The organism is Acidovorax sp. sif0632 (assembly GCF_019218805.1).
Lineage (GTDB): Bacteria > Pseudomonadota > Gammaproteobacteria > Burkholderiales > Burkholderiaceae_C > Acidovorax > Acidovorax facilis.
Genome location: NZ_JAHUWW010000001.1, coordinates 166,159 through 191,348 on the forward strand (window position 1 = coordinate 166,159; position 25,190 = coordinate 191,348).

Here is a 25,190-nt window from a genome sequence, read left to right on the forward strand (position 1 = left end):
ACAATCAAAAGCTGACTGATCTGGCTCGGCCCATAACCCGCAAAACCCTCCCTGCGGGGGCTGTTTCACCATGAATGTCAGGTTGTCATCTCACTGGCCTGAGGTGCTGGTGCAGGGCCTGGCTACGCACCAGCAACTCTGTTCAGGTGCATTGAGTCAATGCGATAGATGCTCATAAATTCATAGCTGCTAGTGCTTATTGGTAAGGCGCTAGATCCACTCTTAGATCAAAATCAAACATGAAAAATCTGCTCCGCACCACTGTTGCCTCGGTGCTCTTGTACGCCTGTGCAGCAGCCTGCGCAGCCCCGTACGCCATCACTTACACCGGTGTGGTCAGCAATTCCACGATTCCTGGGGTCGTGGATGGTGACAACTATCGCGTCACGTTTGTGATGGATAACGGAGGCAGCACGGCCCTGGGCCAGACCTGGATTCCTACCGAACTGCAGTGCACCATCTGGCGGCTGAACAGTGCAGGCACAGCCATCTTCCGGCACAACCTGCGCGCGGTTCCACTCCAGGTGCTCAACGGAAGTATCGCCACCGATGCCACGGGAGCGCTCACGCAGATGATGACGGCGCTTTCCATCACCAGCATGCAATCGAGCCAGTACGACACCAGCGGCATCGCGCTGGCTCCGCGAGTGTCGTGGAGGGCCAATGGCAACAACTGGGTGCTGTCTGACCGGAACAACGGCAGTGGAGGGACGCGCAGCTTCAGTGACGCGGCAGGTGGCGTGCAAATGGCCCCTGGCCAGTGGAGTGCCCCCCGCGCGGTCATGGGGCCCTGCGACGACACACCGGTGAACCCGGGGCCCCAGGCCAGCCCTGTGCCCGCAGCGGGTGCGCCTGCCCTGGTGCTGATGGGGCTGACTGTGGCTGGCGTGGGTGTATTGCGGTTGCGCAGGCGCGGATGGCGGGGGGGTTTGTGACGGCATCTTCGCTTCCTTTATCTCCGATTCAAAAAGTGCCAAAGGTGCATTTGATCGAAGGCCCTGTCGGGGCGGGCAAATCGACGTATGCCTATTCCTATGCCGTGAACAACCAGGGCGTGCACATTGCGCTGGATACCTGGTTTTCGGTGCTCTTCAACGCAGATCGCACGGACGCCGGGCTTGACCCCGAGTGGTATGTGGCTCGCAAAGAACGGCTGACCCAGCTGATCTGGGACCACAGCCGTCAGCTTCTTGCCAACGGGGTGGACGTCATCCTGGAACTGGGGCTCGTCCAACGCAGCGCCCGGGAGGTGTTCTTCAGGCAGGTGGAGTCAGACGGGTTTGAAATCCAGATGCACGTGTTGGACGCCCCTTGTGAAGTACGGCGTGCCAGGGTCTGGCGACGGAACCGGGAAATGGGGAGAGCACTGTCTCCCACGGCGTGGGAAGAGATTTTTGAGATGGACAGCAAGCTTTGGGAGCCTTTGGACGCTGCGGAGTGTGAGCAGTACCAGGCAGTTTTTGTATCGGGTGCGAAATAGTTGGTTGGGAATTTTGGAATGCAGTGGCTCAAAGTAAGCAGAGGTCCCTCGGGGGCGCTCCAAAGCTGGTATCGCGCTGTACTGGCGTGGCGTTTCAGGTGTTGGGGGCATCGCTGGTACTCATGGGCATCAGCGGCACTGCGCCCACCCGCACGGCCTGCGAGCGCGCTAGCGTTGTCGTCTGCGGTGTGGCCTCTGCGGCCATGGCGCCTGGCTCGTTTGCGCGGTGCGGTGATCGGTTCTGCGAGCCTTGCATCGTGCAGGTGCCCTGGTCGTACGACCCGGGTTTCGAAGTCGTAGTCCATCAGGCGAATGGACCCGCGCCGGGGCGCTTTCCACAATCGCATGCAGTTGGGTGGCGAAGCCGCCAGGCGTTGCCAAGCACTGCCAGCGCTGCTGGATGTGCCGTTCGCTTGCTCTCTATTTGATAGCTGTTTGCGCTTGCTGAATAAGCGCTGGAACTGTTTTTCTATTCAAATTTTATGGCCGCATCTTTTCGCACTGTCCTTGTCGCGTTCGTTCTATCGACCGCCGTTGCCACGGTGGGCGCCGCGCCCTATGCCACCACATACGCGGGCACGGTGGCTGATTCGACGATACCCGGGGCGCTGGACGGCGACCGCTACAGCCTCACTTTGGTGATGGACAACGGGGGCACCACGTCCCGCGCGCAGACCTGGACTCCGGGCGATCTGCAGTGCGCCATCTGGCGGCTCGACAGCCAGGGCACGGCCGTCTTTCGGCACAGCCTGCGCGCGTTCCCGCTGGAGACGCTGGACGGCAACATCGCCACGGACGCGGGCGGCGCGCTCGCGCAGATGGCCAGTGCGTTGGTGTCCGACGGCTTGCGCAGCGGCCAGTTCAGCGCCACCGGCATCACGCTGGTGCCCCCCGTGACCTGGGAGGCCGACGCCACGAACCAGGTGTTCTTTGACCGCGGCGGCCCTGGCGGCCTACCGCGTGGCTTTGGCGACGCCGTTGGGGGCGTGCAGATGGACCCGGCCCGCTGGAGCGCGCCCCGCGCGGTGATGGGGCCTTGCGACGACACCCCGGTGGTGGTGGCGCCTGCGGCCGTTCCCACCGCCAGCGGACCCGCGCTGGGCATGGCGGCACTGGCGCTGGCCGGCCTGGGCGGGCTGCGGCTGCGTCGGCGTGCGGGACCGCGGGGCCCGCGGTTTTGAGGGGAACGAAGACATGGACATTTTTTTCAAGGGAGGTTTTCTGATGCACCTATCACACGCACATGGCGGCTTCGGCCGCAGCAGCGGCGCTGCGGGGCCTGCCCCACGGCGCCCGCGCACGGGGCTGCGCGCCTGGGCGCTGCCACTGGTGGCTGCGCTGGCATGGACCAGCGGCAGCGCCATGGCCCAGGTTTGCGCGCCCGGCCAGTGGCTGGCCGAGTATTTCCCCAACACGGCGCTGTCCGGGCCGGCGGTGCTGACCCGCTGTGAAAACGGCCCCATCGACCGCTACTGGATGACGGACAGCCCCGACCCCCGGCTGCCCGTGGACAGCTTCTCGGCGCGCTGGACGGCGACCCTGACGTTTACGGGCGGCTCCGCAACCTTCACCACCTTCACCGATGACGGCGTGCGCGTGTTGGTCGACGGGCAGCCGGTTATCAACAACTGGACGCCGCATGGCATCACCATGGACACCGCTTCCGTGCCACTGGCAGCCGGCGATCACACCGTGCGCATGGAGTATTTCGAAGCCGGGGGCGAGGGGCTGGCGCAGTTGGTGGTGGAGGGCACCGGCCCGGCGCCTACCCCCGCGCCGCGCATCGTGTCGTTCATGGCGGAGCCGGGCACCATCGACGCGGGCGGCGCCAGCACGCTGGGCTGGTCCACCGAGGGTGCCGTGGGGTGCGTGGCATCGGGCGGGTGGACGGGCAACCGCCCCGCCAGCGGCACGGCCAGCGTCACGCCGGCCACGACCACCACCTACAGCCTGGACTGCCAGAACGCGCAGGGCGACAGCGCCGGCGCATCGACCCTGGTGATGGTGCGCGGTACTCCACCGGGAGCGCCGACCATCGCTAGTTTCGGCGCCACGCCCAGCCGCATCCGGCGCGGCGAAAGCGCCAGCCTGAACTGGCAGGCAAGCAACGCGACAGGCTGCACGGCATCGGGCGGCTGGAGCGGTGCGCGCCCCACCCAGGGCAGCGAGCAGGTGAGCCCGTCCGCCACAACGGCGTATGAGCTGGTGTGTACCAACAGTGCGGGCCAGTCGGCCAGCGGGACGGTCACGCTCGCGGTGGACAGCACCAATTCGCTGCCGCAGGTGGGCGGTGTCACGGCCAGCACCACGTCCCAGGGCGTGCGCCTGGGCTGGAACCCCATTGCCCAGAGCGGCAAGTGGGTCTACGGCTACTACGCCGGCTGGTTCTGGACCATGTACCCACCCGAGGCGGTGGACATGACCACCATGACCCATTTCGTCTTCGGGCGCTACGCGCCGGGCACGGGCCCGCTGGGCGGGCAGGCTGGCGACCTGGTGGAGGGGGCGGGCGGCGCGCACACTGAGGTCGAGGAGCCACTGATCACCAAGGCCCACGGCAGCGGCGCCAAGGCGGTGATGATGGTGGGCGGCGAAGGGGATGGCCCCGGCTTCCGCGCCGCCACGGCCGACCCGCAGACCCGCGCACGGTTCATCAAGAACATTCTGGACAAGGCCGAGCAGAAGAACTACGACGGCGTGGACATCGACTGGGAAGAGGGTCTGGACACCGAGCAAAGCCGCGCCCAGGCGCTGGCCCTGCTGCGCGAACTGCGCGCCGCGTCGCAGCAGCGTGCCCGCTACCAGGCCACGCCGCTGGAGATCAGCTGGCCTGGCTTCTGGGTGAACGTGAACCACAAGGATGTGACCGCCTGGCATGCCGAGGTGGCCTCGGTGGTGGACCGCTTCAACCTCATGACCTACAGCATGACCGGCGACTGGGGCTGGCTGTCTTGGCACCACTCGCCGCTGTTCGGCGAAGGGCCACAGCACCCGACCTCCGTGGCGTCCACTGTGCAGACCTACCTGGACGCCGGTGTGCCACGGGCCAAGCTGGGCATCGGCATCGGCCTGTACGGCGCCTATTTCAACAACCCGGTGACGGGGCCGCGCCAGAGCACGGCCGGCATGCAGGGCTGGATGAACAACGGCGACTGGATGAACAACTACCAGCGCCTGGTGGAGGACAACGCCTTTGGCCAGATTGGTGCCACCTACCATTGGGACAGCGTGGCCAAGCAAAGCTACATCACCTATAGCAACCCTTGGTGGCGCGCTGCAGACACGCCCGTGACCTATCTGAGCTACGAGGATGAGCGTTCCATTGCGGAAAAAGGCCAGTGGGTCCGCGACCAGGGCCTGGGCGGTACGCTGGTGTGGACGGTGAACTACGGCTACCTGCCATCGGCCGGCACCAACCCGCAGATGCAGGCGGTCAAGCAGTCGTTCATCGCAGGGGCTGCGGCCGGCTACCGGGTGTACCGGGACGGTGTGGCGATCGCCACCACCACGAGCCCGAACTATACCGACGCAGCGGTGGCATCTGGCAGCCACAGCTACCAGATCGCAATGCTGGACGCATCCGGCAACGAAGGTCCGCTGTCCAATCCTGTGGTTGTTCAGGTGCCCTGATGCCGGGGCCCTGCGGATGCAGGGTCCGGTGATGAGATTCAGCGCAAAAACCTGCCGTCGCGCCCCACCAGCGTCAGCTCCACAAACCGCGATGCATTGCGGTCGGGGGTGCTGGCGTTGATCTCGAAGCCACCCAGGTCCCACTTCTTGAGGTTCCAGGTGGCGTCGATGAAAGCGGCTCGTGTGGGGTTGCGGCCCGCGCGCTGCAGGGCCTCGGCAAAGACGCGGGCGTTGATGTAGCCCTCCAGCGCCAGGTGCGAGGGCTCGGCCGCGGCGCCCGAGGCCTTCCAGGCGGCCTGGAAGTCGCGCACCACCGGCATGACCACGTTGGAGGGCAGGGGCACGACCTGCGAGATGGCCATGCCCGTGGCATCTGCGCCCAGGGCCTTCACGGTAGCGGGGGTGCCCATCACCGACAGTGCATACAGCGTCACGCCGCGCTTGATGGCGCGAAACGCCTTCACGAATTCCAGCGTGGGCTTGCCTGCCAGGCCGATCACGATGGCTTCGAGGTTGCCGCTTGCCAGTTTGGTGGCTGCGGCGCCGGCATCCGACGCGTTGTTTTCGACCGTCACCGTCAGCGCCTCGGGCAGCTTGAGGCGGTCCATCGACTGTTTGGCGGCGGTAAAGATCTCTTTGCCGAACGCGTTGTTCTGGTAGACGATGCCGATGCGCTGGATGCCGATGGTAGACAGGTGTTGCACCAGCTTTTCGGCCTCGTCGGCGTAGCTGGCGCGGATGTTGAAAACACTGCGAGCCTTGGTGCGGCTCAGCTGCGCGCCGGTGAAGGGTGCAAAAAACGGAATGCCGCTCTCGATCACCTTGGGCAGCATGGCGTCGATCATGGGGGTGCCCATGCAGTTGAACAGCGCAAAGTACCCAGGGTCTGCCAGGAACTGCTCCACATTGGCCAGCGCCTTGGGCACATCGTAGGCGTCGTCCTGTGTGACCAGTTCAATGGTCTTGCCGTGGATGCCACCCCGTGCATTGATGCCCGCAAACGCCGCCTTGGCACCCTGGTGCATGGCCGAACCGAGATCGCCCAGCGGGCCGGTGAGGGCGGTGGACTGTGCAATACGGATGGTCCCTTCCTGTGCGCGGGCGCTGCCCAGCCCCAGCCAGGGCAGGCTGATGGTGGCGGTCGCGGCAGCCAGCAACTGGCGCCGGGCGATGTGGGACGGTGGTCGGGCGGTGGTCGGGGGCAGGTCGGCGGGCATGTGTGTCTCCTCAAAAGGCCCGGGCCTGCGCAGCGGCGGCCGGGGGAGGCGACATCATCCAATCACGATTGGCATTTTTTTGTCGGTCTGGCGACAATTGGGGTCGTGGTATTCCCGCACTTCCCCATCGCGGCAGACTGCCCTTTTTCATGAGAACCTTCGCGCCATGGACTCACGCATGAACCAGGATCTGTCTTTGCACCAGCGTCGTCGGCCGCCCACAGCGGATGAGCTGGACGGCATTCCCTGGCTGCGACTGCTGCTGCCCGCCGAGCGCGAGCGCGCTGTGGCCTCGTTGCTGGTGGGGGATGCCAAGGCGGGCGACTATGTGTGCCGCGTGGGGCGCCCGGTGACCTACTGGTTTGGTGTGGTCGAGGGGCTGCTCAAGATGAGCACGGACAACGCCCAGGGCCAGACCATGACGTACGCGGGCCTGCCGCCGGGCGGCTGGTTTGGCGAGGGCACCACCATCAAGCGCGAGCCCTACCGCTACAACATCCAGGCGCTGCGCAAGAGTGTGGTGGCGGGGTTGCCGATTGACAGCTTTCACTGGCTGCTGGACCACTCCATCGGCTTCAACCGCTTTGTGATGAACCAGCTCAACGAGCGCCTGGGCCAGTTCATCGCCGCGCGCGAGATCGACCGCCTGAACAACCCCGATGTGCGTGTGGCCCGCAGCCTGGCATCGCTGTTCAACCCGGTGCTGTACCCGGGCGTGGGCGAGGTGCTGCGCATCACGCAACAAGAGCTGGCTTATCTGGTGGGCCTGTCGCGCCAGCGCGTGAACGAGGCGCTGGCCGCGTTGGAAGCGCAGGGCGCCATCCGTGTGGAATACGGGGGCTTGCGCGTGCTGGACCTTGCTGCGCTGCGGTCGAGCGTGTTTCCCCCCTGAGGCGCTCGGCGCCTGGGGACGACGCCCTCGCTGCGGGGCGGCCCTTGCTGGGCGTCCCTGGCGTGGGGCGCGCCGGTTTCAAAGTCCGGTTAGCTGCGCGGCAGGGCGCGGGGGTGGGAAGGTGGCGAGGACAGGGGGCGGCTGCCCGTGTTGCGGGCTGGGGCGGGCACAGCCATTGGCGATGCAGAGGGGCTGCCTGCCCCCCAGCTGTTGTCATCGCCGCCGTCGCGCGTGAGGCGGAAGGTGCCCACCATTTGTGTGAGGCGCCCGGCCTGGTCTTTGAGGCTGTCGGCGGCGGCGGCGCCTTCTTCCACCAGCGCCGCGTTCTGCTGGGTCATTTCTTCCAGCGCACCCACCGAGTGGCTTACGTGGCCAATACGCTGGCTTTGCTCCTGTGTGGCGGCGGTGATCTCGCCCATGATGTCCGACACGCGGCGCACCGAAAGCACCAGTTCTTCAATGGTCTTGCCGGCGTGGTTCACCAGGGTGCTGCCTTCCTGCACCTGGTCTACGCTGGTACCGATCAGCGCCTTGATCTCGCGCGCGGCATTGGCCGAGCGGCCCGCCAGGTTGCGCACCTCGCCGGCCACCACGGCAAAGCCCCGGCCTTGTTCGCCTGCACGGGCTGCTTCTACTGCCGCATTCAGCGCGAGGATGTTGGTCTGGAACGCAATGCCGTCGATCACGCTGATGATGTCGGCGATCTTGCGCGAGCTGGCGCTGATGGTGTCCATGGTGCGCACCACCTGCGACACCACCTCGCCGCCGCGCGTGGCGGCATCCGATGCGGTGGAGGCCAGCTGGTTGGCCTGGCGGGCCGAGTCGGCGCTCTGCGACACCGTACCGGTCAGGTCCACCAGCGAGCTGGCCGCGCTTTGCAGGTTGTGCGAGGTTTGTTCGGTGCGCTGGCTCAGGTCCAGGTTGCCCGAGGCCACTTCCGAGCTGGCGACCAGGATGGAATCTGCCGTCTGGCCAATCTCACCCACCAGGGTGCGCAGGCGTTCCTGCATGGCGGCGATGGCTTCGAGCAGGCGGCCGGTTTCGTCGTGGATGCGCACTTCGACCTGCGAGGTGAGGTCGCCGCGCGCAATGCGTTCGGCCACCACCACGGCGCGGCCAATGGGGGCCGTGATGCTGGTGGTGATGCGCCAGGCAATCAGCGCGCCCAACCCAATGGCCAGCAGCACCAGCAGCCCGCCCACCACGCGGGCCTGGCTCTGCGTGTGCTCGGCCGATGCAGTGGCTTCGGCATTCAGCGTGTTTTGCAGGTCGATGAGTTCGCCCAGTTTGGTGCGCCAGGCGGTTTCGGCGGGGGCCACGCGGGTCATCAGCGCCAGGGTGGCGCTCACGGTATCGCCGTCGTCGGCGGCCTTGATGGCTGTGTCCAGTTCGGGGCGGGTCTTCTTGCCCAGGGCCTGCACTTCGCCCAGCAGTTTGATCTCGGTGGGGGTGGCGTTGGCGGGGGTCAGCAACTCCGCCAGCGCGGCTTCCTGGGTCGCATACAGCTTGAGCGTCTTGGCCACAGCATCAATCTGTTCGCGGGCCTGTTTGGGGTCGATGTCGTTGAGCATGGCCGCCGACCGGCTCTGAATGCCTATGGCGCTCACACTCTCCAGCATGCCATTGACCAGCTTGGCCTTGTTGGCGCCGATGCCCGTGATCTGGCGCATCTGCTCGTGCACCTTGCCCACCGAGAGCTGGCCCACGGCGGCCACCGCCACCAGCAGCACCAGCATGCAGCCAAAGCCCAGGCTCAGCCGGCTGGAAATCGACAGGGATTTGAGTGACGTTGCGGCCTGCATGGTGTTCCTTGGTCTCTGGGGACAATGAATCGTGTGGGGAGAACGAAGCAATAAGGGTGCCCGTGTCAGCCACCTGCTGAATGGCCTTGGTCTGCGTCCGGGTTCAAGGCAGTGTAGGCACAAATTACAAAATGTGTCATGACGCTTGCGGATAGTGGTATGCCCAATGTGCATGGGCTCGTTGTTACAAATTTGCGGGCAATTTTTTGCCATTTGTGAAAGCGTATGGCGGTATTGTTGCTTCGCAAGATTGCAGATAGAACTGGTGTTTACGCCTGTATTTAAAGCATCAAACGCTATACAAAATATAGCAATTCACTTTCCCTGGATTGCTCTGTGGCCACGCGGGAGTAGTCCATCAGGTATAAATCCGTTACAGATGCAAGGCCCCACGATGAAAGCTCTTTCCTTCCCCTTGGTGCGCCACATGGCTGCTGCAGCGCTGGTAGGCGCCGCGCTGGCGGGTTGCGCCACCGCACCCGCGCCAGAATCCAGCCAGCGTGAACTGGTCGTTGCGATCACGGCCTCGCACGAACTCATCACCTTCCACGCTGGCCAGCCAGACCGCATCCTGGAGCGGCGCCCCGTCACGGGTCTGCCCACAGGTGAGCGGCTGGTGGGTATCGACTTTCGGGTGGCGCGTGGCGTGCTCTATGCACTCTCTCAGGCGGGCCGCCTGTACACGCTCGACATTCCCACTGGCGCGCTGCGCCCCGTTGGGCCAGCACCAGCGGTCCTGGGCCTGCGGGGCACGGCCTTCGGCTTCGATTTCAACCCTGCGGCCGACCGGATCCGTGTGGTGTCGAACACGGGCCAGAACCTGCGCCTGCACCCCGACACCGGGGCTGCCGTGGATGGCGACCCGGCCGTCGAGGGTGTGCAACCCGACCCGGCCCTGCGCTATGCGTGGAGCGACACCCACGCCGGCCGCAATCCCGACATCGCAGGCGCCGCCTATACCTACAACGCCCAGGACAGCAAGATCACCACCAACTACGCCATCGACCGCACCCTCGGCGTGCTGGTGATGCAGGGCTCACGCGAAGGCACCACGCCTGTGGTGTCGCCCAACACCGGCCAGCTGCGCACTGTGGGGTCGCTGGGGCTGCCACGGCTCACCGACGTGGCGTTCGATATTTCGGACGTCGGCAATACCGCGCTGATTGCGGTGCGCACTTCGGTAGACAGCCAGACGCGGCTGCACCTCGTGGACCTGCGCACAGGGGCCACCCGGCCGCTGGGCACCGTGGGTGAAGGCGCCCCACTGCTGGGCATGGCCATCGAACCATGACCACCAGCTGCCACGCCCAGCGCGCCAGGGCTTTGTCTGCGCTGACCGGCGTGGTTGTGGTGTTTGTGGCGTGTCTGGCAGGCCTGTCTACCGCTGCCCAGGCTGCTACGGTGCAGGTGGAGGTGCTGGATGCGGCGGGCAGGCCGCTGCCAGACGCCGTGGTGTTTCTCGAATCCGCCGATGCCCGCAAGGCGGTCAAGCCGCTGTCCGGTGCGGAGATGGCGCAGGAAAAGCGGCAGTTTGTGCCCGGCGTGCTCGTGGTGCCCGTAGGCACCGAGGTGCGGTTCCCCAACCATGATTCGGTGCGCCACCACGTCTATTCGTTCTCGCCGGCCAAGAAGTTCGAACTCAAGCTCTATACAGGCACGCCTTCCAACCCTGTGCTGTTCGACCGCCCTGGTGTGGCCGTGCTGGGCTGCAATATCCACGACCAGATGGTCGGCTGGATTGTGGTGGTGGACACCCCGTACTACGCCCGCACACCTGCCGCACCGGGCCGGGCGCAGATCGACAACGTGCCGCCCGGCTCCTACACCTTGCGCACCTGGCACACGCGGTTGCCCGTGGGCGCGCCCGCGCAGGAGCAGGCGCTCACGGTGCCCGCCACGGGTGCTGCGGCGGCATCGGTGCGTTTGGCAGGGCTGCAGCCTTGAACCGGAAGAAGCTGTGCGAACTGGGGCGCAGCCTGATCTTGCGGCTGATTGGGCTCACGTTGCTGCTGCTGCTCATCGTGCAGGCTGCAGGTTTTGCCGTGGTGCGTGCCACCATCGAGCGCAATGCCCGTGCGCAGATTGCCCAGGCCCTGGACCTGGATGAAAACGTCTGGCGCCGTCTGTTGGAGCAGAACGCCGACAAGCTGCGCCAGGGTTCGGCCTTGCTGGCCGCCGACTACGGTTTTCGCTCGGCCGTGAATTCGGGCGACGAGGAGACCATCCAGTCGGTGCTCGAAAACCACGGCAACCGCATTGGGGCGGCGGTCACCGCGCTGCTGGGCACCGACCTGGAACTGCGCGCGGTCAGCCTGGCGGGCAACATGGAGGCGTTTCCGGCCACCTTGCGCGCGCTGGTGCCGCCGCTGGCCGCCCAGCCGCAGGGCAGCCAGATCGCGGTGATGGGCGGCGTGCCCTACCAGTTCGTGATGGTGCCGCTGCGCGCACCGGTGGTCATTGGCTGGGTACTGATGGGGTTCCCGGTCAACCAGCCGCTGGCCGATGAGATGCGGCAGCTGCTGGCGGTGCACGTGGCGCTGGTCGTGAAGGGCGAGGACGGCAGGGCCAAGGTGCCCGTCAGCACGCTGCCGCCAGGCTCGCTGGCGCTGCTGCAGCGCGAGGGTGTGCCCTCGGGCGAGCTGCAGACGCCCGAGGGCATCCTGCTGGCGAGGGCCATTCGCCTGGACAGCGTGGGGGGCGAGGTGCAGGCGCTGCTGCTGCGGTCGGTGGAGGAAGTGCTCGCCCCCTACCGGCAGCTGCAGGTGCTGCTGGCCATCATCACCGTGGCGGGGGTGATGCTGTTTGCGGTGGGCACGGGGCTGGTCGCACAACGCCTGACCACGCCGCTGCGCTCGCTGCTGGCCGCCACGCAGCGGCTGTCGCGCGGTGAATACGATGTGCCGCTGGAACACACCGACCGCAGCGACGAGATTGGCAACCTCGCACGTTCGTTCGATCACATGCGCAGGGACATTGCTGCGCAGCAAACCGAGGTCCGCCGCCTGGCCTATTGGGATCGCCTCACGGGCCTGCCCAACCGGGAGCGCTTTCGCGAGGCGGTGGTGTTGGCCATTGCGCGCAGCACCGGCGGCGCGGAGCCTCCGCACCCGCTGGCCGTGCTCACGCTCGACCTGGACCGCTTCAAACACGTGAACGACGTGCTAGGCTATTCCTTTGGTGACCGCCTGCTGCAGGCGGTGGCCGAGCGGCTGCGCCAGCAGGTGCCATCGCCCGACAACATGGTCGCCCGCCTGGGCGGCAACGAATTCGCCGTGCTGCTGCGGGGCGCCGATGCGGCCACCGCCCATGCCACGGCGCTGCGCATCACCCAATCGTTCGAAGAGCCGCTGGCCTTCGAGGACCAGACGGTGGACTTGAGCGCTGGCATTGGCATTGCCTGCTGGCCTGGCGATGCCGACGATGCCGACACGCTGCTGAGCCGTTCCGAGATCGCCATGTATGCCGCCAAGCGCAGGCTCAGCGGGGCACAGCAGTACGACGCCTCATTTGATTCGGCCAGCGCGCAGACCCTGTCGCTGCTGACCGAGCTGCGCCACGCGGTGGAGCACCACGAGCTGCGCCTGTACCTGCAGCCCAAGGTGCCGCTGCACGGGCAGCCCGGCCGGGCTGCCGAGGCCCTGGTGCGCTGGCAGCACCCGCAGCGCGGCCTGGTGCCGCCCATGCAGTTCATTCCGTTTGCCGAACAGACGGGGTTCGTGCGGCAGCTCACGCTGTGGATGTTCGAAGAGGTGGCGCGCCTGCTGGCCGACCCGCGCACCCAGGGCCTGGCGCTGCGGGTGTCGGTCAACCTGTCCACACGCGATCTGCTCGACCCGGAACTCAGCACCCGCCTTGCCGACATTCTGGTGCGCCATGGCGTGCCGGCCAGTGCCTTCTGCCTGGAGATCACCGAAAGCGCCATCATGGACGACCCCCAGCGCGCCGAGGCCATGCTCAACCGGCTGTCGGAGCAGGGCTTCAAGCTGTCGATTGACGACTTCGGCACCGGCTATTCCTCGCTGGCCTACCTCAAGCGCCTGCCGGTCCATGAGCTCAAGATCGACAAGTCGTTTGTGATGGGCATGGAGACGGGCGAGGACGACGCGATGATCGTGCGCTCGACCATCGATCTGGCGCACAACCTGGGGCTCACCGTGGTGGCTGAGGGGGTGGAAACCGCCGCCATTCTGGAGCGCTTGCGCACCTTGGCGTGCGATGAGGCGCAGGGCTATCACATTGCACGACCACTGCCGGTCGATGATTTCCTGGCCTGGCAAGAGGGGCAGGCGCATCAGGTGCGCCAGGGGTAAGTTTCTTTAGTTCTTGGTCTGCCAGGCCCCGCAGGCGAAAATACGCGCAATGTCTTCTCCTTCCAGTTCTCGCCCGCCTGCCGGCCCTGCTGCTGCCCCTGCGCCTGCTGCAAGTGCCAGCGCACCAGCGGCACCCGCAACCCGTCCTGTTCTCCGCCGTCCCGCCGCGGCCGCCAAAGCCGCTCCCGTCCGGCCTGCGCCGCCGCCGCGCGCTGCCAGGGCGCCCGCGCCCCCCAACTACCGCACGGCGTCGGGCTCTTTTGTTGCGCCCATCAAGCAAGCGCCCGAACGGGCGTCCGCGACGATCACCGTGAACGGCATGGTCAGCTCCCGCCTGAACAAGCGCATGGCCGAGCTGGGCCTGTGCTCGCGGCGCGAGGCGGACGACTGGATCGCCCAGGGCTGGGTGAAAGTCAATGGTCAGGTGGCCGAGATGGGCGTGCAGGTGTTGCCTACCGACCGCATCGACGTGGACAAGGTTGCCCAGGGTTTCCAGGAGCAGCGCGTCACCATCCTGCTGAACAAGCCCATCGGCTATGTGAGCGGCCAGGCCGAGGATGGCCACACGCCCGCGGTGGCATTGATCAACCCCCGCACGCACTGGCGTGACGACCCCAGCCGCAACCGATTTTCTCCGCCGCAGTTGCGTGGCCTGGCGCCTGCGGGGCGGCTCGATATCGACTCGGTGGGCCTCTTGGTGCTGACCCAGGATGGTCGGGTGGCCCGGCAGATCATTGGTGAGGACTCCGAGATGGAAAAGGAGTACCTGGTGCGCGTCGTTTACCAGGCACCGGGTCAAGTGGTGCCACGCCATCCCAGTGAGCGCTCCGCGCCGCTGCAGGAGATTGACGAGCGCGATCCTGTCAGCACCAATGTGCAGGCGGTGTTTCCCCCCGCGTTGCTGGCCCGGCTGCGCCATGGCCTGAGCCTGGACGGCGAGCCGCTCAAGCCCGCCAAGGTCGATTGGCAGAACCCCGAGCAACTGCGGTTTGTGCTGACGGAGGGCAAGAAGCGCCAGATCCGCCGCATGTGCGAGCTGGTGGGTCTCAAGGTGGTGGGGCTCAAGCGCATTCGCATCGGCCGCGTCACCCTGGGCAATCTGCCGGTGGGGCAGTGGCGCTACCTGTCTCCCAGCGAGCGGTTCTGAGTACCACCAGGCTCCCCGCGTCACCGCACTGCATCCCTTGAACGGAGCCTTCTCCATGCCTACCCCACCGCGACCGCGCGCTGATGCTGCCAACGCAGCCAAACCCCATCCGCTGCGCCAGTTGCGTGCGTCCGACTTGCGGGGAGTGGCGCGGTTGGCCACACAGGCCACCACGGGCATCAGCCGCGTGGCCGAGGGGGTGCACCAGTCGGTGCTGGGCACGCTGGGCCTGCCTGGAGGGGCGCAGCCGGGCCAGGCGCGCGGCCTGACCGGGCTGGTCTACCAGAGCATTCGGGGCGTGACACGCTTGGTGGACGCGGGCCTGCAGGCAGGTCTGGCGCGGCTGGAGCCGTTTTTTGAACCCGATGCGCCGCCCACCGCGGTGCAGTGGGAGCGCGAGGCCGTGCTCGCCGCCCTCAACGGCGTGATGGGCGACCGCCTGCAGCGCGACGACAACCCACTGTGCACCCGCATGGGGTTCTACCGGGATGGGCTGCCTTTGGACCTGCCCGCCTTGGCCGCCAGCGGCCGGGCCACGGGCAAGCTCTTGGTGCTGGTCCATGGCCTGTGCATGAACGATCTGCAGTGGCTGCACCAGGGCCATGACCATGGCGCCCACCTTGCGCAGGCGCTGGGCTATACGCCGGTCTACCTGCGCTACAACACGGGCCTGCACACGTCCGCCAACGGTGCCGAGCTGGCCGCCCAGCTGGAATCCCTGGTGGCGGCCTGGCCCGTGCCCGTGAAGGAGGTAGCGGTGCTGGCCCACAGCATGGGCGGCCTGGTGGCCCGCAGTGCCTGCCACCAAGCGGCGGCTGCGGGGCAGGGCTGGCTGGCGCTGCTGCGCCACCTCGTATTTTTGGGAACGCCCCACCATGGCGCACCGCTGGAGCGCGCAGGGCACTGGGTGGACACCCTGCTGGGCAGCACGCCGTATTCCCGGCCGTTTGCCCGGCTGGCGCAGCTGCGCAGCGCGGGCATTACCGACTTGCGCCATGGCCATGTGCTGGAGGCCGACTGGCAGGGGCGTGACCGCTTCGTGCGGCACCCTGACCGGCGCACCCCCGTGCCCCTGCCCGATGGGGTGGCCTGCCATGCTGTTGCCGCCACGCTGGCGGCGCGGCGCAGTCCGGCGGCCGAGCGGCTGGTGGGGGACGGGTTGGTGCCATTGCACAGTGCCCTGGGCATCCATGATGATGCGAAACGAACCCTGGGTTTTGCCAAGAGTCGGCAAGCCGTGTTCCACCGGATGGGCCACCTGGCGTTGCTGGGAGATGCGGGTGTGGCCCAGCAGCTGGAGCAATGGCTGCAGCCTGCGTGAAGACAAGCAAAAAACAGGCAACACGGCAGAACCGGAAAAGCGGTTCGGATGGCCTGTTTTTCCCCGCCAGCGGTCTTGCCGGGTGTGAGGCCACCGCTACCATGTGGCCACGAGATATGTAACAAGGAGAAGCTAGTGAGTGACGTGAAATACCGCCTGGTAACCCGCAGCGACTTTGACGGCTTGGTGTGCGCCGTGCTGCTCAATGAGCTCAACCTCATCGACGAGATCACCTTCGTCCACCCCAAGGACATGCAGGACGGCAAGATTGCCATCACCAGCCGTGACATCACCACCAACCTGCCCTATGTGCCCGGGGCCCATTTGGTGTTCGACCACCACGAGTCCGAAACGGTGCGCAATTCGGGGCGGCGCTCCGAAAACCACATCATCGAAGCCCATGCCCCCTCGGCAGCCCGTGTGGTCTACAACCACTACGGCGGCAAGGCGGCCTTTCCGCGCATCACCGACGAGATGATGGCGGCGGTGGACCAGGCCGACTCGGCCCAGTATTCGCGCGAAGACATCCTCGACCCCCAGGGCTGGGTGCTGCTGAACTACATGATGGATTCGCGCACGGGTCTCGGGCGCTTTCGCGAGTTCCGCATCAGCAACTACGCGCTGATGATGGACCTCATCCAGTACTGCCGCGACCACACCATTGAAGAGATCCTGGCCCTGCCCGATGTGCAGGAGCGCGTGCAGCTTTACCGCGAACACGCCCCCAAGGCCCAGGAGCAGTTGCAGCGCTGCGCCATCCGCATCGGCAAGCTGGTCGTGCTCGATCTGCGCGAGGAGGACACCATCTGGGCCACCAACCGTTTCATGATCTACGCGCTGTTCCCTGACTGCAACATCTCCATCCACGTGATGTGGGGGTTGCAAAAACAGAACACGGTGCTGGCCACCGGCAAGTCCATCCTGGACCGCAGCAGCCAGGTTCACATCGGCAACCTCATGCTGGAGTTCGGGGGCGGTGGGCATGCCGCAGCGGGCACCTGCCAGGTGGCCAATGACAAGGCCGACCAGATCCTGCAGTCGCTGGTGCAGCGCATCACGCTGGAAGGCTGACGGGGCAGGCCGCCACAAGGCCCGCATGGTTTGCATTCAACCGGAATGCCAGGCTGGAAGCTGCAGACAGTGCTGTAGCGCGGCAGGCACGTCGCACCAGTGATACCTTGCGCTTCGCGCCACCCACGGGCGCACGAAGCTGGCGCGGCCCAGGCCAGTGCTCCCGCGCAAGGGCCGCCCCGCCGCGCTGGGAGCATCCCCCTCCCGGCTCGCGCAGCGAGGCGAGAGAGGGGGAAGGCGCGAAGCGACTCAGGGGGTGTTTCACTTCAGTCGTCGCTCAGCAGCGCGCGGTAGATGGCGGCGCCCAGCAGTGCGCCTGCAATGGGCGCGGCCCAGAAGACCCACAGTTCCGACAGCGCATAGGCTGGGCCAAACAGCGCCGGACCGGTGCTGCGGGCCGGGTTGACCGAGGTGTTGGTCACCGGGATGGAGATCAGGTGGATGAGCGTGAGGCACATACCGATGGCCAGCCCGCCAAAGCCGCTCGCCGCACGTTTGGCCGTGGCGCCCAGGATCACGATGAGGAAGATGGCTGTCAGCACGACCTCCGTCACCACGGCGGCCATCAGCCCATAGCCGCCGGGGGAGTGTTCGCCGTAACCATTGGTGGCAAAGCCCCCGATGTCTGCGCCCGGCTTGCCCGTGGCAATGAGGTACAGCACGGTCGCTGCAGCAATGGCGCCCAGCACCTGGGCCACCACGTAGCCCGGCAGCTCGGACGCCTTGAATCGGCCCCCCAGCGCCAGCCCTACCGACACGGCAGGGTTGAAATGCCCGCCCGAGATCGGCCCCAGCGCATAGGCCCCGGTCAGCACTGTGAGGCCAAAGGCCAGGGACACGCCGACAAAACCGATACCCAGCTGCGGGAAGGCGGCAGCCAGTACGGCGCTGCCGCAACCGCCAAATGTCAGCCAGAACGTGCCGAGGAACTCGGCGGACCATTTTTTCAGGGATGTGGGCATGGCAAGAGGGCTCCGGAGGAAAGGGGCAGAGGATGGGAAGGCGGCCTCGCACCGAGCGCCTTCGGTGGCGTGCATCTTATGGGGTCTAAATGACAGAAATTGCTGCCAAATGCCTGCAAATTGTCAACAATCTTCAGCGCCGAAATGGCTGTGCGGGATGGCTTCGGTGCGGGCCGCGGGTGGTGAGGGGTGTGCGCCGCACAGTGCAACCCTTGAAATCACCGAGTCCGCCCCGAGGTGAACACGCGCGAATGCCTTTCCTGGCCTCCTGGGCGTGAAACGCGTTCTTTTTGCACCTTACACAGCAACCTCCAAGACACCATGAGCACAAAACAAACCCTGTCTTTCCAGGCCGAAGTAGCGCAACTGCTGCACCTGGTCACCCATTCGCTGTATTCCAACCAGGAGATCTTCCTGCGCGAGCTGATCTCCAACGCGTCGGACGCCTGTGACAAGCTGCGTTTTGAAGGCCTGAACAACTCCGCGCTGTTTGAAGACGCGCCCAACCTCGAAGTGCGCGTGACCTTCGACAAGGCCGCCAAGACGCTGACCATCACCGACAACGGCATCGGCATGAGCCAGCAAGAAGCCATCGACCACCTGGGCACCATCGCCAAGAGCGGCACCAAGGACTTCATGGGCCGTCTCTCAGGCGACCAGAAGCAAGATGCTCAGCTCATCGGCCAGTTCGGCGTGGGCTTCTACTCCGGCTTCATCGTGGCCGACAAGATCACTGTGGAATCGCGCCGTGCGGGCCTTTCGGCCGAAGAAGGGGTGCGCTGGATCAGTGGCGGCACAGGCGACTTCGAGGTGGAAACCATCACCCGCGCTCAGCGCGGCACCAGCATCATCCTGCACCTGCGCGACGATGCCGAGGAATACCTCAACGCCTGGAAGCTCAAGCAGGTCATCGCCAAATACTCCGACCACATCAGCCTGCCCATCCTGATGGAAAAGGAAGAGTGGAAAGACGGCGAGCTGATCAACCCCAATGACGAAAACGGCGGCCGCCAGCCCGGCAGCATGGTCAAGACCGGCGAGTGGGAAACCATCAACAAGGCCAGCGCCCTGTGGACGCGCCCCAAGAAGGACATCACCGAAGAGCAGTACGCCGAGTTCTACAAAACCATCAGCCACGACCACGAGGCCCCGCTGACCTGGGCGCACAACCGCGTGGAAGGCAACACCGAGTACACGCAGCTGCTGTACATCCCCGCCAAGGCGCCATTCGATTTGTGGAACCGCGACAAGAAGGCTGGCGTGAAGCTGTATGTGAAGCGTGTGTTCATCATGGACGACGCCGAAGCGCTGATGCCCACCTACCTGCGCTTCGTCAAGGGTGTGATCGACTCGGCCGACCTGCCGCTGAACGTGAGCCGCGAGCTGCTGCAGGAAAGCCGCGACGTGCGTGCCATCCGCGAAGGCTCCACCAAGCGCGTGCTCTCGATGCTGGAAGACCTGGCCAAACACGACAAGCACGACACCGCCGCCAATGCCGACGGCGTGACCGATGTGGTGGATGCCGACGACAAGGCCAAGGAAGGCAAGTACACGCAGTTCTACAGCGAGTTTGGCGCAGTGCTCAAGGAAGGCCTGGGCGAGGACTTTGGCAACCGCGAGCGCCTGGCCAAGCTGCTGCGCTTTGCCAGCACCACCAGTGACGCCGTGACGGTGGGCTTTGCCGACTACAAGGCCCGCATGAAGGAAGGCCAGGAGGCGATCTACTACATCACCGCCGACACCCTGGCCGCTGCCAAGAACAGCCCGCAGCTCGAAGTCTTCAAGAAGAAGGGCATCGAAGTGCTGTTGATGACCGACCGCGTGGACGAGTGGGCGTTGAACTACCTGCACGAGTTTGACGGCACGCCGCTGCAAAGCGTGGCCAAGGGCGCGGTGGACCTGGGCAAGCTGCAGGACGAAGCCGAGAAGAAGGCCGCCGAAGAAGCTGCCGAAGCCTTCAAGCCTGTGCTGGCCAAGCTGAAAGAAGCGCTCAAGGACAAGGCCGAAGACGTGCGCGTGACCACGCGCCTGGTCGATTCACCCGCCTGCCTGGTGGTGCAGGACGATGGCATGAGCACCCAGCTGGCGCGCATGCTCAAGCAGGCCGGCCAGCAGGCGCCCGAGACCAAGCCTGTGCTGGAGGTGAATGCCGAGCACGCGCTGGTCAAGAAGCTCGATGGCAGTGTGCACTTCCACGACCTGGCGCACATCCTGTTCGACCAGGCGCTGCTGGCCGAGGGCGGCTTGCCTGAAGACCCCGCCGCGTATGTGAAGCGCGTGAACGCCTTGCTGGTGTAAAAATTTAGGCCAAATCGGCATCTGGCGCCTGTCCATCAAGCGCTAAGTGCTATAAAAATAGTAGTAAAACCGGTGGTGCCTGGCATCACCGGTTTTTTTATAGGGCTTTACAAAGCCGCTCAATCTTCGGGCTGGGCCTGCTCCAGGATGCGGCTGTGTGCCTGGTTGCGTTCCTGTGAGGGGGTGTCGATCAGCTCCTTGAGCGCGCCCTCTGGCAAACGCAGTCCCTTGCGCCGGTCGTTCTTGACCGGCAGGTTGCGCCAGCCCGACAGCACCAGCCAGTCCCACAGCTCCCTGGGCAGCGGATGGGTGACGGCCATCTTGACCTGCCCCCGCAGGATCACGGTGCCCACGGCGGGCAAAGGCCCCACGGGAGCAGGCTTGCGCTTCTGGCGAATGGAGAGGAGCGTGCGAAACATGTCCTTCATGGGTGGGCCAACTCGCGGTAGATCGAAGATGGCGCAGCATAGCCCAGGGCCCCCCAGCCGGTCCACCACCCGTGTTGCCCACCGGGGTGGCGTGCACCCGTGGTGCAAACAATACGCAATACCGTTCGCAACCGTTAACGATTGTTGCCGGGCGGATTGCGCCCCCGTCCGTCGATAAATTCCAACCCAGCCTTGGTCCGTGGCGGCCACGGTACATCCACGCACTCCCTGCATTTTTTGCCAGCCCCTCGGGGCCTGGTGAGGTTGCGGCGTGGCCGGAAGTCGGAGCCATTCACCTCAGGAGTATTTTTGATGCTTTATCGATTGACGCGATCTTGGGAGGGCGCATGCGCCTTCTGGCGCGCGCGCACATCCAGTGGGCCCGCGCAGCCTGCTACAAGCCCTGCGCACAGCGCGGTACGCCGCTTCCGCTGGCTCTTGCTGGCGGGTGGCCTGTTTGCGGGTGCAGCCATGGCGCAGTCTGCCGACCTGGTGGTCAACCATGCGGATTCGCCGGACCCTGGGCCTGCAGGCGGCATCTTCACGTACACGCTGCGCATCGACAACAACGGCCCCAACGGCGCCACCGGCGTCACGCTGACGGACACACTCCCGGTGGGCTCCACGTTCGTGGATGTGGCCACCACAGCAGGCACCTGCAGCCAGGCGGCGGGTGTCGTCGATTGCACGTTGGGCAATATCCCGTTCAACAGCAACCAGACCGTGACCATCCGGGTGCGGCTGCCTTCCGCCGGGGTCTGGACCAACACCGCCACGGCTGGCAGCGCCACGTCCGACCCGAACACCAGCAACAACGTCAACAGCGTGCAGGACACCACCGCCACGCAGGCGGCCGACCTTGCGCTGGTGGCTACGCCCTCCACGGCCAACGTGGTGGCCGGCCAGGCCTACAGCTACGCGCTGCAGGCTGCCAACAACGGCCCGAACGCGGCCGATGGCAGCCAGCGCATTACCTTCACAGTGCCAGCCGGCGCGTCGATTACCTCTGTTCCGACAGGCACGGGCTGGTCCTGCACGCCATCGGGCGGCTATCCGCTGAGCAGCGGCAATGTGACCTGCACGCGCACGGGCACCCTGGCCAGTGGCGCGTCCGCCTCGGTGCTGACGGTTCCCGCCGTGTCCAACGTCAATGGCACGGTGACGGCAGCTTTTGCCATCGATGGCATCAAGCCCGACAACTCCGCCATGCCCGATGGCAACACCTCCAACAACACCACCTCGGCGGACGTGACGTCCACCTCGGGCGCCGACGTGTCCATCACCAAGACAGCCGCCAGCTCCAACGTGGCCCAGGGTGCCAACGTGGTGTACACGCTCACGCCGCGCCTCAACGGTGGGGTGTCGCTGGCGGGTCAGCCGGTCACCGTGACCGATACGCTGGGCGCCGGACTCAGCTTCGTATCTGCCGTCGGCACGGGCTGGGTCTGTGACGCCACGATCACCTGCACGCGCACCGAATACACCGGTGCCAACTTCAGCAACATGCCCACGATCACCGTGACCGCCACGGCCAACAGCGCAGGCACGCTGGGCAACACGGCCGGTATCAGCACGGCGCTGCCAGACCCGGTGCCCGCCAACAATTCGGCTTCGGTCAACGTGACGGCCAGCAACGACGCCGACATGCAGCTGACCAAGACGGCCAGCATCAACCCCGTGGTGCCGAACCAGGCGTTCAATTACACGCTGACCGCGCGCAACACCGGGCCGCTGGCCGTGCCCAATGGCCAGACCATCACCATCACCGACCAGGTGCCGGCGGGCGTGAGGCTCGACAGCCTGGTCAGCGCGACGGGCTGGACTTGCGACGCTTTGCCGTTCACCGGCCCCGGCAACTGGACCTGCTCGCGCTCTACCGGATTGAACGCCAATACCAATGCCCCTGCCGTCACGGTGTCGGCCGTGCTGACAGGCACTGGCACCGCCACCAACAACGCCTGCGTGGCGCTGGGGGCGGGTGTGCGCGTGGACAGCAACGGTGCGAACAACTGCGTGGGTGTGGGCGTGACCTCCACAGCCACCGAGGCCGACCTGCGTGTCGTGTCCAAGACCGCTGCGCCCGACCCTGTGGTCGCGGGCCAGAACCTGACCTATGTCATCACCGTGGACAACGTCGGCCCGGCTGCTGCCACGAACGTGGTGGTGTCGGATACGCTGGGTAGTCTTGTGAACACCGGAGGGTTTCAATCTGCCGTAGCCTCGCAAGGCAGCTGCACGCCCAACGCTGTCACCAACGGCACCTCGCAGAACCTGAGCTGTAACCTGGGCACGCTGAACTCCGGCGCGCAGGCCACCGTGACTGTGGTGGTGCGCCCCAGCATTGCCGTCAGTGGCCCGCGCACCAACACCGCGACCGTGCGCTCTACCGACGTGGGCGACCCCAACCAGGCCAACAACAGTGGCAGCGTGACCAGCCAGGTCACGGCCATCGTGGATGTGACGGCTGCCAAGACGGCCACTCCGTCCACCGTTGCGGCTGGGGCACCCATCACCTTCGTGGCGACGATTGGCAACACAGGGCCTTCCACGGCACAGACCGTGCAGATGGTGGACACCCTGCCGTCCAATGCCGCCTTTATCGACGTGGTGAGCGTGAGCGGGGGCGGCAGCTGCGCGCCCATCGCCGCGGGCACGGTGGGCGGAACGCTCACCTGTAATTGGGCCAGCATCAATTCCGGATCGCAGCAGACGGTGAACTACCGCATGCGCCCCCTGGGCAGTGCAACGGGCAGCACGGTGGTCAACAGTGTGGCTGCGACCACGGCAACCGCCGAGTCGAACACCGCCAACAACAGCGCCACCACCAGCACCCCGGTCACTGCCGCGCAGCTGGACATCCTGGTGAACAAGGTGGACAGCTCTGACCCGGTAGACCTGGGCCAATCGACGACGTACACCATCACGGTGAACAACAGCGGGCCGTCGTTCGGCACCAATGTGGTGATGACCGACATCTTCCCCGCACCGGGCTCCTCGCCCACGGCCACCTTCAGCTACCAGGGCGCGCTCACGGTGAATGCAGGCGGCGCGTGTACCGAACCCACGATGGGGGCGACCAGCGGCACGCTGACCTGTAGCTTCCCGGGGCTCAGCAGCGGCCAGAGCGCCACCATCACCTACGTCATGCGCGCGGAGACCCTTACCGTCAATGGCGCCACCAGCGGCACGGCCTTCAACCAGGCGAGTGTGGTGGTGGACGAAACCGAGACCACGCTGGCCAACAACGTGGTGACCCATGACACCACCGCGCGCCGCTTTACCGTGGCCACGGATCTGGCGCTGAACAAAACAGCGCCGGCAGGTCCTCTTACGCCCGGCGCTGCGCTCGCCTACACCTTGGTGGTCACCAACAATGGCCCGCTGGCCAGTGATGGAGCGCAGGTCGTGGATGTGCTGCCCGCCGGGGTGAACTTTGTTTCAGCGCCAGGTTGCGTCAACGCGGCCGGGACTGTCAGCTGCGGCGTCGGAGCGTTGGCGGTGGGGGCATCGCGCACCTTCACGATCAACACCACCCTGGCCACCCCTTACAGCGGTGCGCGTCCTCTGGTGAACTCTGCCACGGTGGATGCACCGGGCGACACCAACCCCGGCAACAACACGTCCAGCGCCTCGACGACGGTGACGGGCAACGCCAGCAACATTCCGACGCTGTCGGAATGGGGCCTGATCCTGCTGGCTGCATTGCTGGGTCTGATGGCCTGGCAGCACCCTGCCATGGGCCGCCGCCGGTAGCCCGGCAGCCACCACCGCCGCGATCACTTCGCGGCGGCGGGCTGAACGCCAAAAGGCCAGCACGCTGCAAAGCGTGCTGGCCTTTTTTTGTTGTTCAGGGAAGGAGCACGTGGCGGCTTGTGCGCCGCCCTGCGCGCGGCGTGTCAGCCGCGTGGGTCCGCCAGGGCCACCGTGTCTACCGTGTCCAGCCGGTACCCCATGCCATAGATGGCCGTGATCGCATAGCCGTGGGCCTGCTGCGTCAACTGCAGCTTGGTGCGCAGGCGCGAAACGTGGGTGTCGAGCGAGCGTGAAGGTGCTTCGCTGCGCTCGCCCCACACCGCTTCGCGCAGGTGCGCGCGCGACAACAGGCGGCCAGCGTTGCGGAACATGAAAAGGGCGAGTTCGTATTCCAGGTTCTTCAGCGCCAGTGTCTCGCCGTGCAGGGACAACAGCCGCTTCTCCGGATCGAACCGGTAGGGGCCGAAGACCAGCTGCTGGCCCATGGCCTGCGGGTACGCCCGCCGCAGCAAGGCCGCAACGCGGGCGACCAGCTCCCCCACACGCAGGGGTTTGACCATGTAGTCGTCCGCGCCCCGGTTGAGCGCTTCGATCACGTCACGTTCTTCATTGCGGCGTGTGACCAGAAGGATGGGCAACTGCTGGCCGACCATCTCGCGCAGGCGCTGGATGACCTCGATGCCGTCCATGTCCGGCAGGTGCCAGCCAGAGATCAGCAGGTCAAAGGTTTCGTGCCGTGTGTCCTTGAGCAGGCTCGCACCGCTGGTATAGAAATGGCAGATATGGTGGTGGCGCTCAAGGGCGCTCCGGATCATGTCGGGCAAGAGGGGGTCGTCGTGCAGGACGGCAATGCGCATGGTGTCGGTCTTCGGGCGCAAG

General features: G+C 65.8%; 18 protein-coding genes. 13 read left to right on the forward strand and 5 right to left on the reverse strand.

Annotated elements, in window-relative coordinates:
• Window positions 1-239: 239 nt before the first annotated feature.
• The 4 genes from KW832_RS00740 to KW832_RS00755 all read left to right on the forward strand — a co-directional run bounded on the left by KW832_RS00740 (window position 240) and on the right by KW832_RS00755 (window position 5,110).
• A complete protein-coding gene (locus KW832_RS00740; RefSeq protein ID WP_218298973.1) occupies window positions 240-935 on the forward strand; it encodes a hypothetical protein in 696 nt (231 codons plus the stop codon).
• Entirely contained in the window at window positions 932-1,480 is a 549-nt protein-coding gene (locus KW832_RS00745) for an ATP-binding protein (RefSeq protein ID WP_370628613.1), read from the forward strand. The genes KW832_RS00740 and KW832_RS00745 overlap by 4 nt, the downstream gene beginning before the upstream one ends.
• Before the next feature lie 482 nt (window positions 1,481-1,962).
• Window positions 1,963-2,661: a hypothetical protein gene (locus tag KW832_RS00750; RefSeq protein ID WP_218298972.1), complete on the forward strand. Its 699-nt coding sequence runs from the start codon at window positions 1,963-1,965 to the stop codon at window positions 2,659-2,661.
• A gap of 43 nt (window positions 2,662-2,704) precedes the next feature.
• Window positions 2,705-5,110, forward strand: a complete 2,406-nt coding sequence (locus KW832_RS00755; protein ID WP_255577431.1) for a glycosyl hydrolase family 18 protein — start codon at window positions 2,705-2,707, stop codon at window positions 5,108-5,110.
• Window positions 5,111-5,148: 38 nt separating this feature from the next.
• On the opposite strand, the gene KW832_RS00760 is transcribed toward KW832_RS00755, so the two are convergent.
• Window positions 5,149-6,327, reverse strand: coding sequence for an ABC transporter substrate-binding protein (locus tag KW832_RS00760; RefSeq protein ID WP_218298971.1), 1,179 nt, complete (start codon window positions 6,325-6,327; stop codon window positions 5,149-5,151).
• 178 nt (window positions 6,328-6,505) lie between these two features.
• On the opposite strand from KW832_RS00760, the gene KW832_RS00765 reads away from it, so the two are divergent.
• Window positions 6,506-7,219, forward strand: a complete 714-nt coding sequence (locus KW832_RS00765; RefSeq protein ID WP_199727044.1) for a Crp/Fnr family transcriptional regulator — start codon at window positions 6,506-6,508, stop codon at window positions 7,217-7,219.
• A gap of 89 nt (window positions 7,220-7,308) precedes the next feature.
• Here KW832_RS00765 and KW832_RS00770 read toward each other — a convergent pair whose 3' ends face one another.
• Window positions 7,309-9,021, reverse strand: coding sequence for a methyl-accepting chemotaxis protein (locus KW832_RS00770; protein WP_218298970.1), 1,713 nt, complete (start codon window positions 9,019-9,021; stop codon window positions 7,309-7,311).
• A gap of 394 nt (window positions 9,022-9,415) precedes the next feature.
• Between KW832_RS00770 and KW832_RS00775 the strand changes: the two genes are divergently transcribed.
• From KW832_RS00775 to KW832_RS00800, 6 genes are all read left to right on the forward strand, one after another.
• Window positions 9,416-10,312 carry a DUF4394 domain-containing protein gene (locus KW832_RS00775; RefSeq protein ID WP_218298969.1) on the forward strand — a complete coding sequence of 299 codons (897 nt, stop codon included), beginning with the start codon at window positions 9,416-9,418 and terminating at the stop codon, window positions 10,310-10,312.
• Window positions 10,309-10,965 (forward strand): methylamine utilization protein, encoded by a 657-nt coding sequence (locus KW832_RS00780; RefSeq protein ID WP_218298968.1) that lies wholly within the window; start codon window positions 10,309-10,311, stop codon window positions 10,963-10,965. Before KW832_RS00775 ends, KW832_RS00780 begins: the two co-directional genes overlap by 4 nt.
• Window positions 10,962-13,331 carry a bifunctional diguanylate cyclase/phosphodiesterase gene (locus KW832_RS00785; protein WP_218298967.1) on the forward strand — a complete coding sequence of 790 codons (2,370 nt, stop codon included), beginning with the start codon at window positions 10,962-10,964 and terminating at the stop codon, window positions 13,329-13,331. The genes KW832_RS00780 and KW832_RS00785 overlap by 4 nt, the downstream gene beginning before the upstream one ends.
• A 319-nt stretch (window positions 13,332-13,650) precedes the next feature.
• Complete coding sequence (locus tag KW832_RS00790) at window positions 13,651-14,478, forward strand: pseudouridine synthase (RefSeq protein WP_121508843.1); 828 nt, start codon at window positions 13,651-13,653, stop codon at window positions 14,476-14,478.
• A gap of 55 nt (window positions 14,479-14,533) precedes the next feature.
• The gene (locus KW832_RS00795) at window positions 14,534-15,799 is read left to right on the forward strand and encodes a triacylglycerol lipase (RefSeq protein WP_218298966.1); all 1,266 of its coding nucleotides are present in this window, start codon (window positions 14,534-14,536) and stop codon (window positions 15,797-15,799) included.
• Between the two features lie 135 nt (window positions 15,800-15,934).
• The gene (locus KW832_RS00800) at window positions 15,935-16,870 is read left to right on the forward strand and encodes a hypothetical protein (RefSeq protein WP_055400141.1); all 936 of its coding nucleotides are present in this window, start codon (window positions 15,935-15,937) and stop codon (window positions 16,868-16,870) included.
• Window positions 16,871-17,136: 266 nt separating this feature from the next.
• Here KW832_RS00800 and aqpZ read toward each other — a convergent pair whose 3' ends face one another.
• Window positions 17,137-17,832, reverse strand: coding sequence for an aquaporin Z (aqpZ, locus tag KW832_RS00805; protein WP_218298965.1), 696 nt, complete (start codon window positions 17,830-17,832; stop codon window positions 17,137-17,139).
• A gap of 321 nt (window positions 17,833-18,153) precedes the next feature.
• On the opposite strand from aqpZ, the gene htpG reads away from it, so the two are divergent.
• Complete coding sequence (gene htpG, locus KW832_RS00810; RefSeq protein ID WP_218298964.1) at window positions 18,154-20,130, forward strand: molecular chaperone HtpG; 1,977 nt, start codon at window positions 18,154-18,156, stop codon at window positions 20,128-20,130.
• Between the two features lie 119 nt (window positions 20,131-20,249).
• Here the strand turns inward: htpG and KW832_RS00815 are convergent, their stop codons facing one another.
• Window positions 20,250-20,558, reverse strand: coding sequence for a hypothetical protein (locus KW832_RS00815; protein ID WP_055400148.1), 309 nt, complete (start codon window positions 20,556-20,558; stop codon window positions 20,250-20,252).
• A 312-nt stretch (window positions 20,559-20,870) separates the two neighbouring features.
• Here KW832_RS00815 and KW832_RS00820 point away from each other — a divergent pair, with 312 nt between their 5' ends.
• Entirely contained in the window at window positions 20,871-24,311 is a 3,441-nt protein-coding gene (locus KW832_RS00820) for an IPTL-CTERM sorting domain-containing protein (RefSeq protein WP_218298963.1), read from the forward strand.
• Window positions 24,312-24,454: 143 nt separating this feature from the next.
• Here the strand turns inward: KW832_RS00820 and KW832_RS00825 are convergent, their stop codons facing one another.
• Window positions 24,455-25,168, reverse strand: a complete 714-nt coding sequence (locus tag KW832_RS00825; protein WP_055400168.1) for a response regulator transcription factor — start codon at window positions 25,166-25,168, stop codon at window positions 24,455-24,457.
• Window positions 25,169-25,190: the final 22 nt, after the last annotated feature.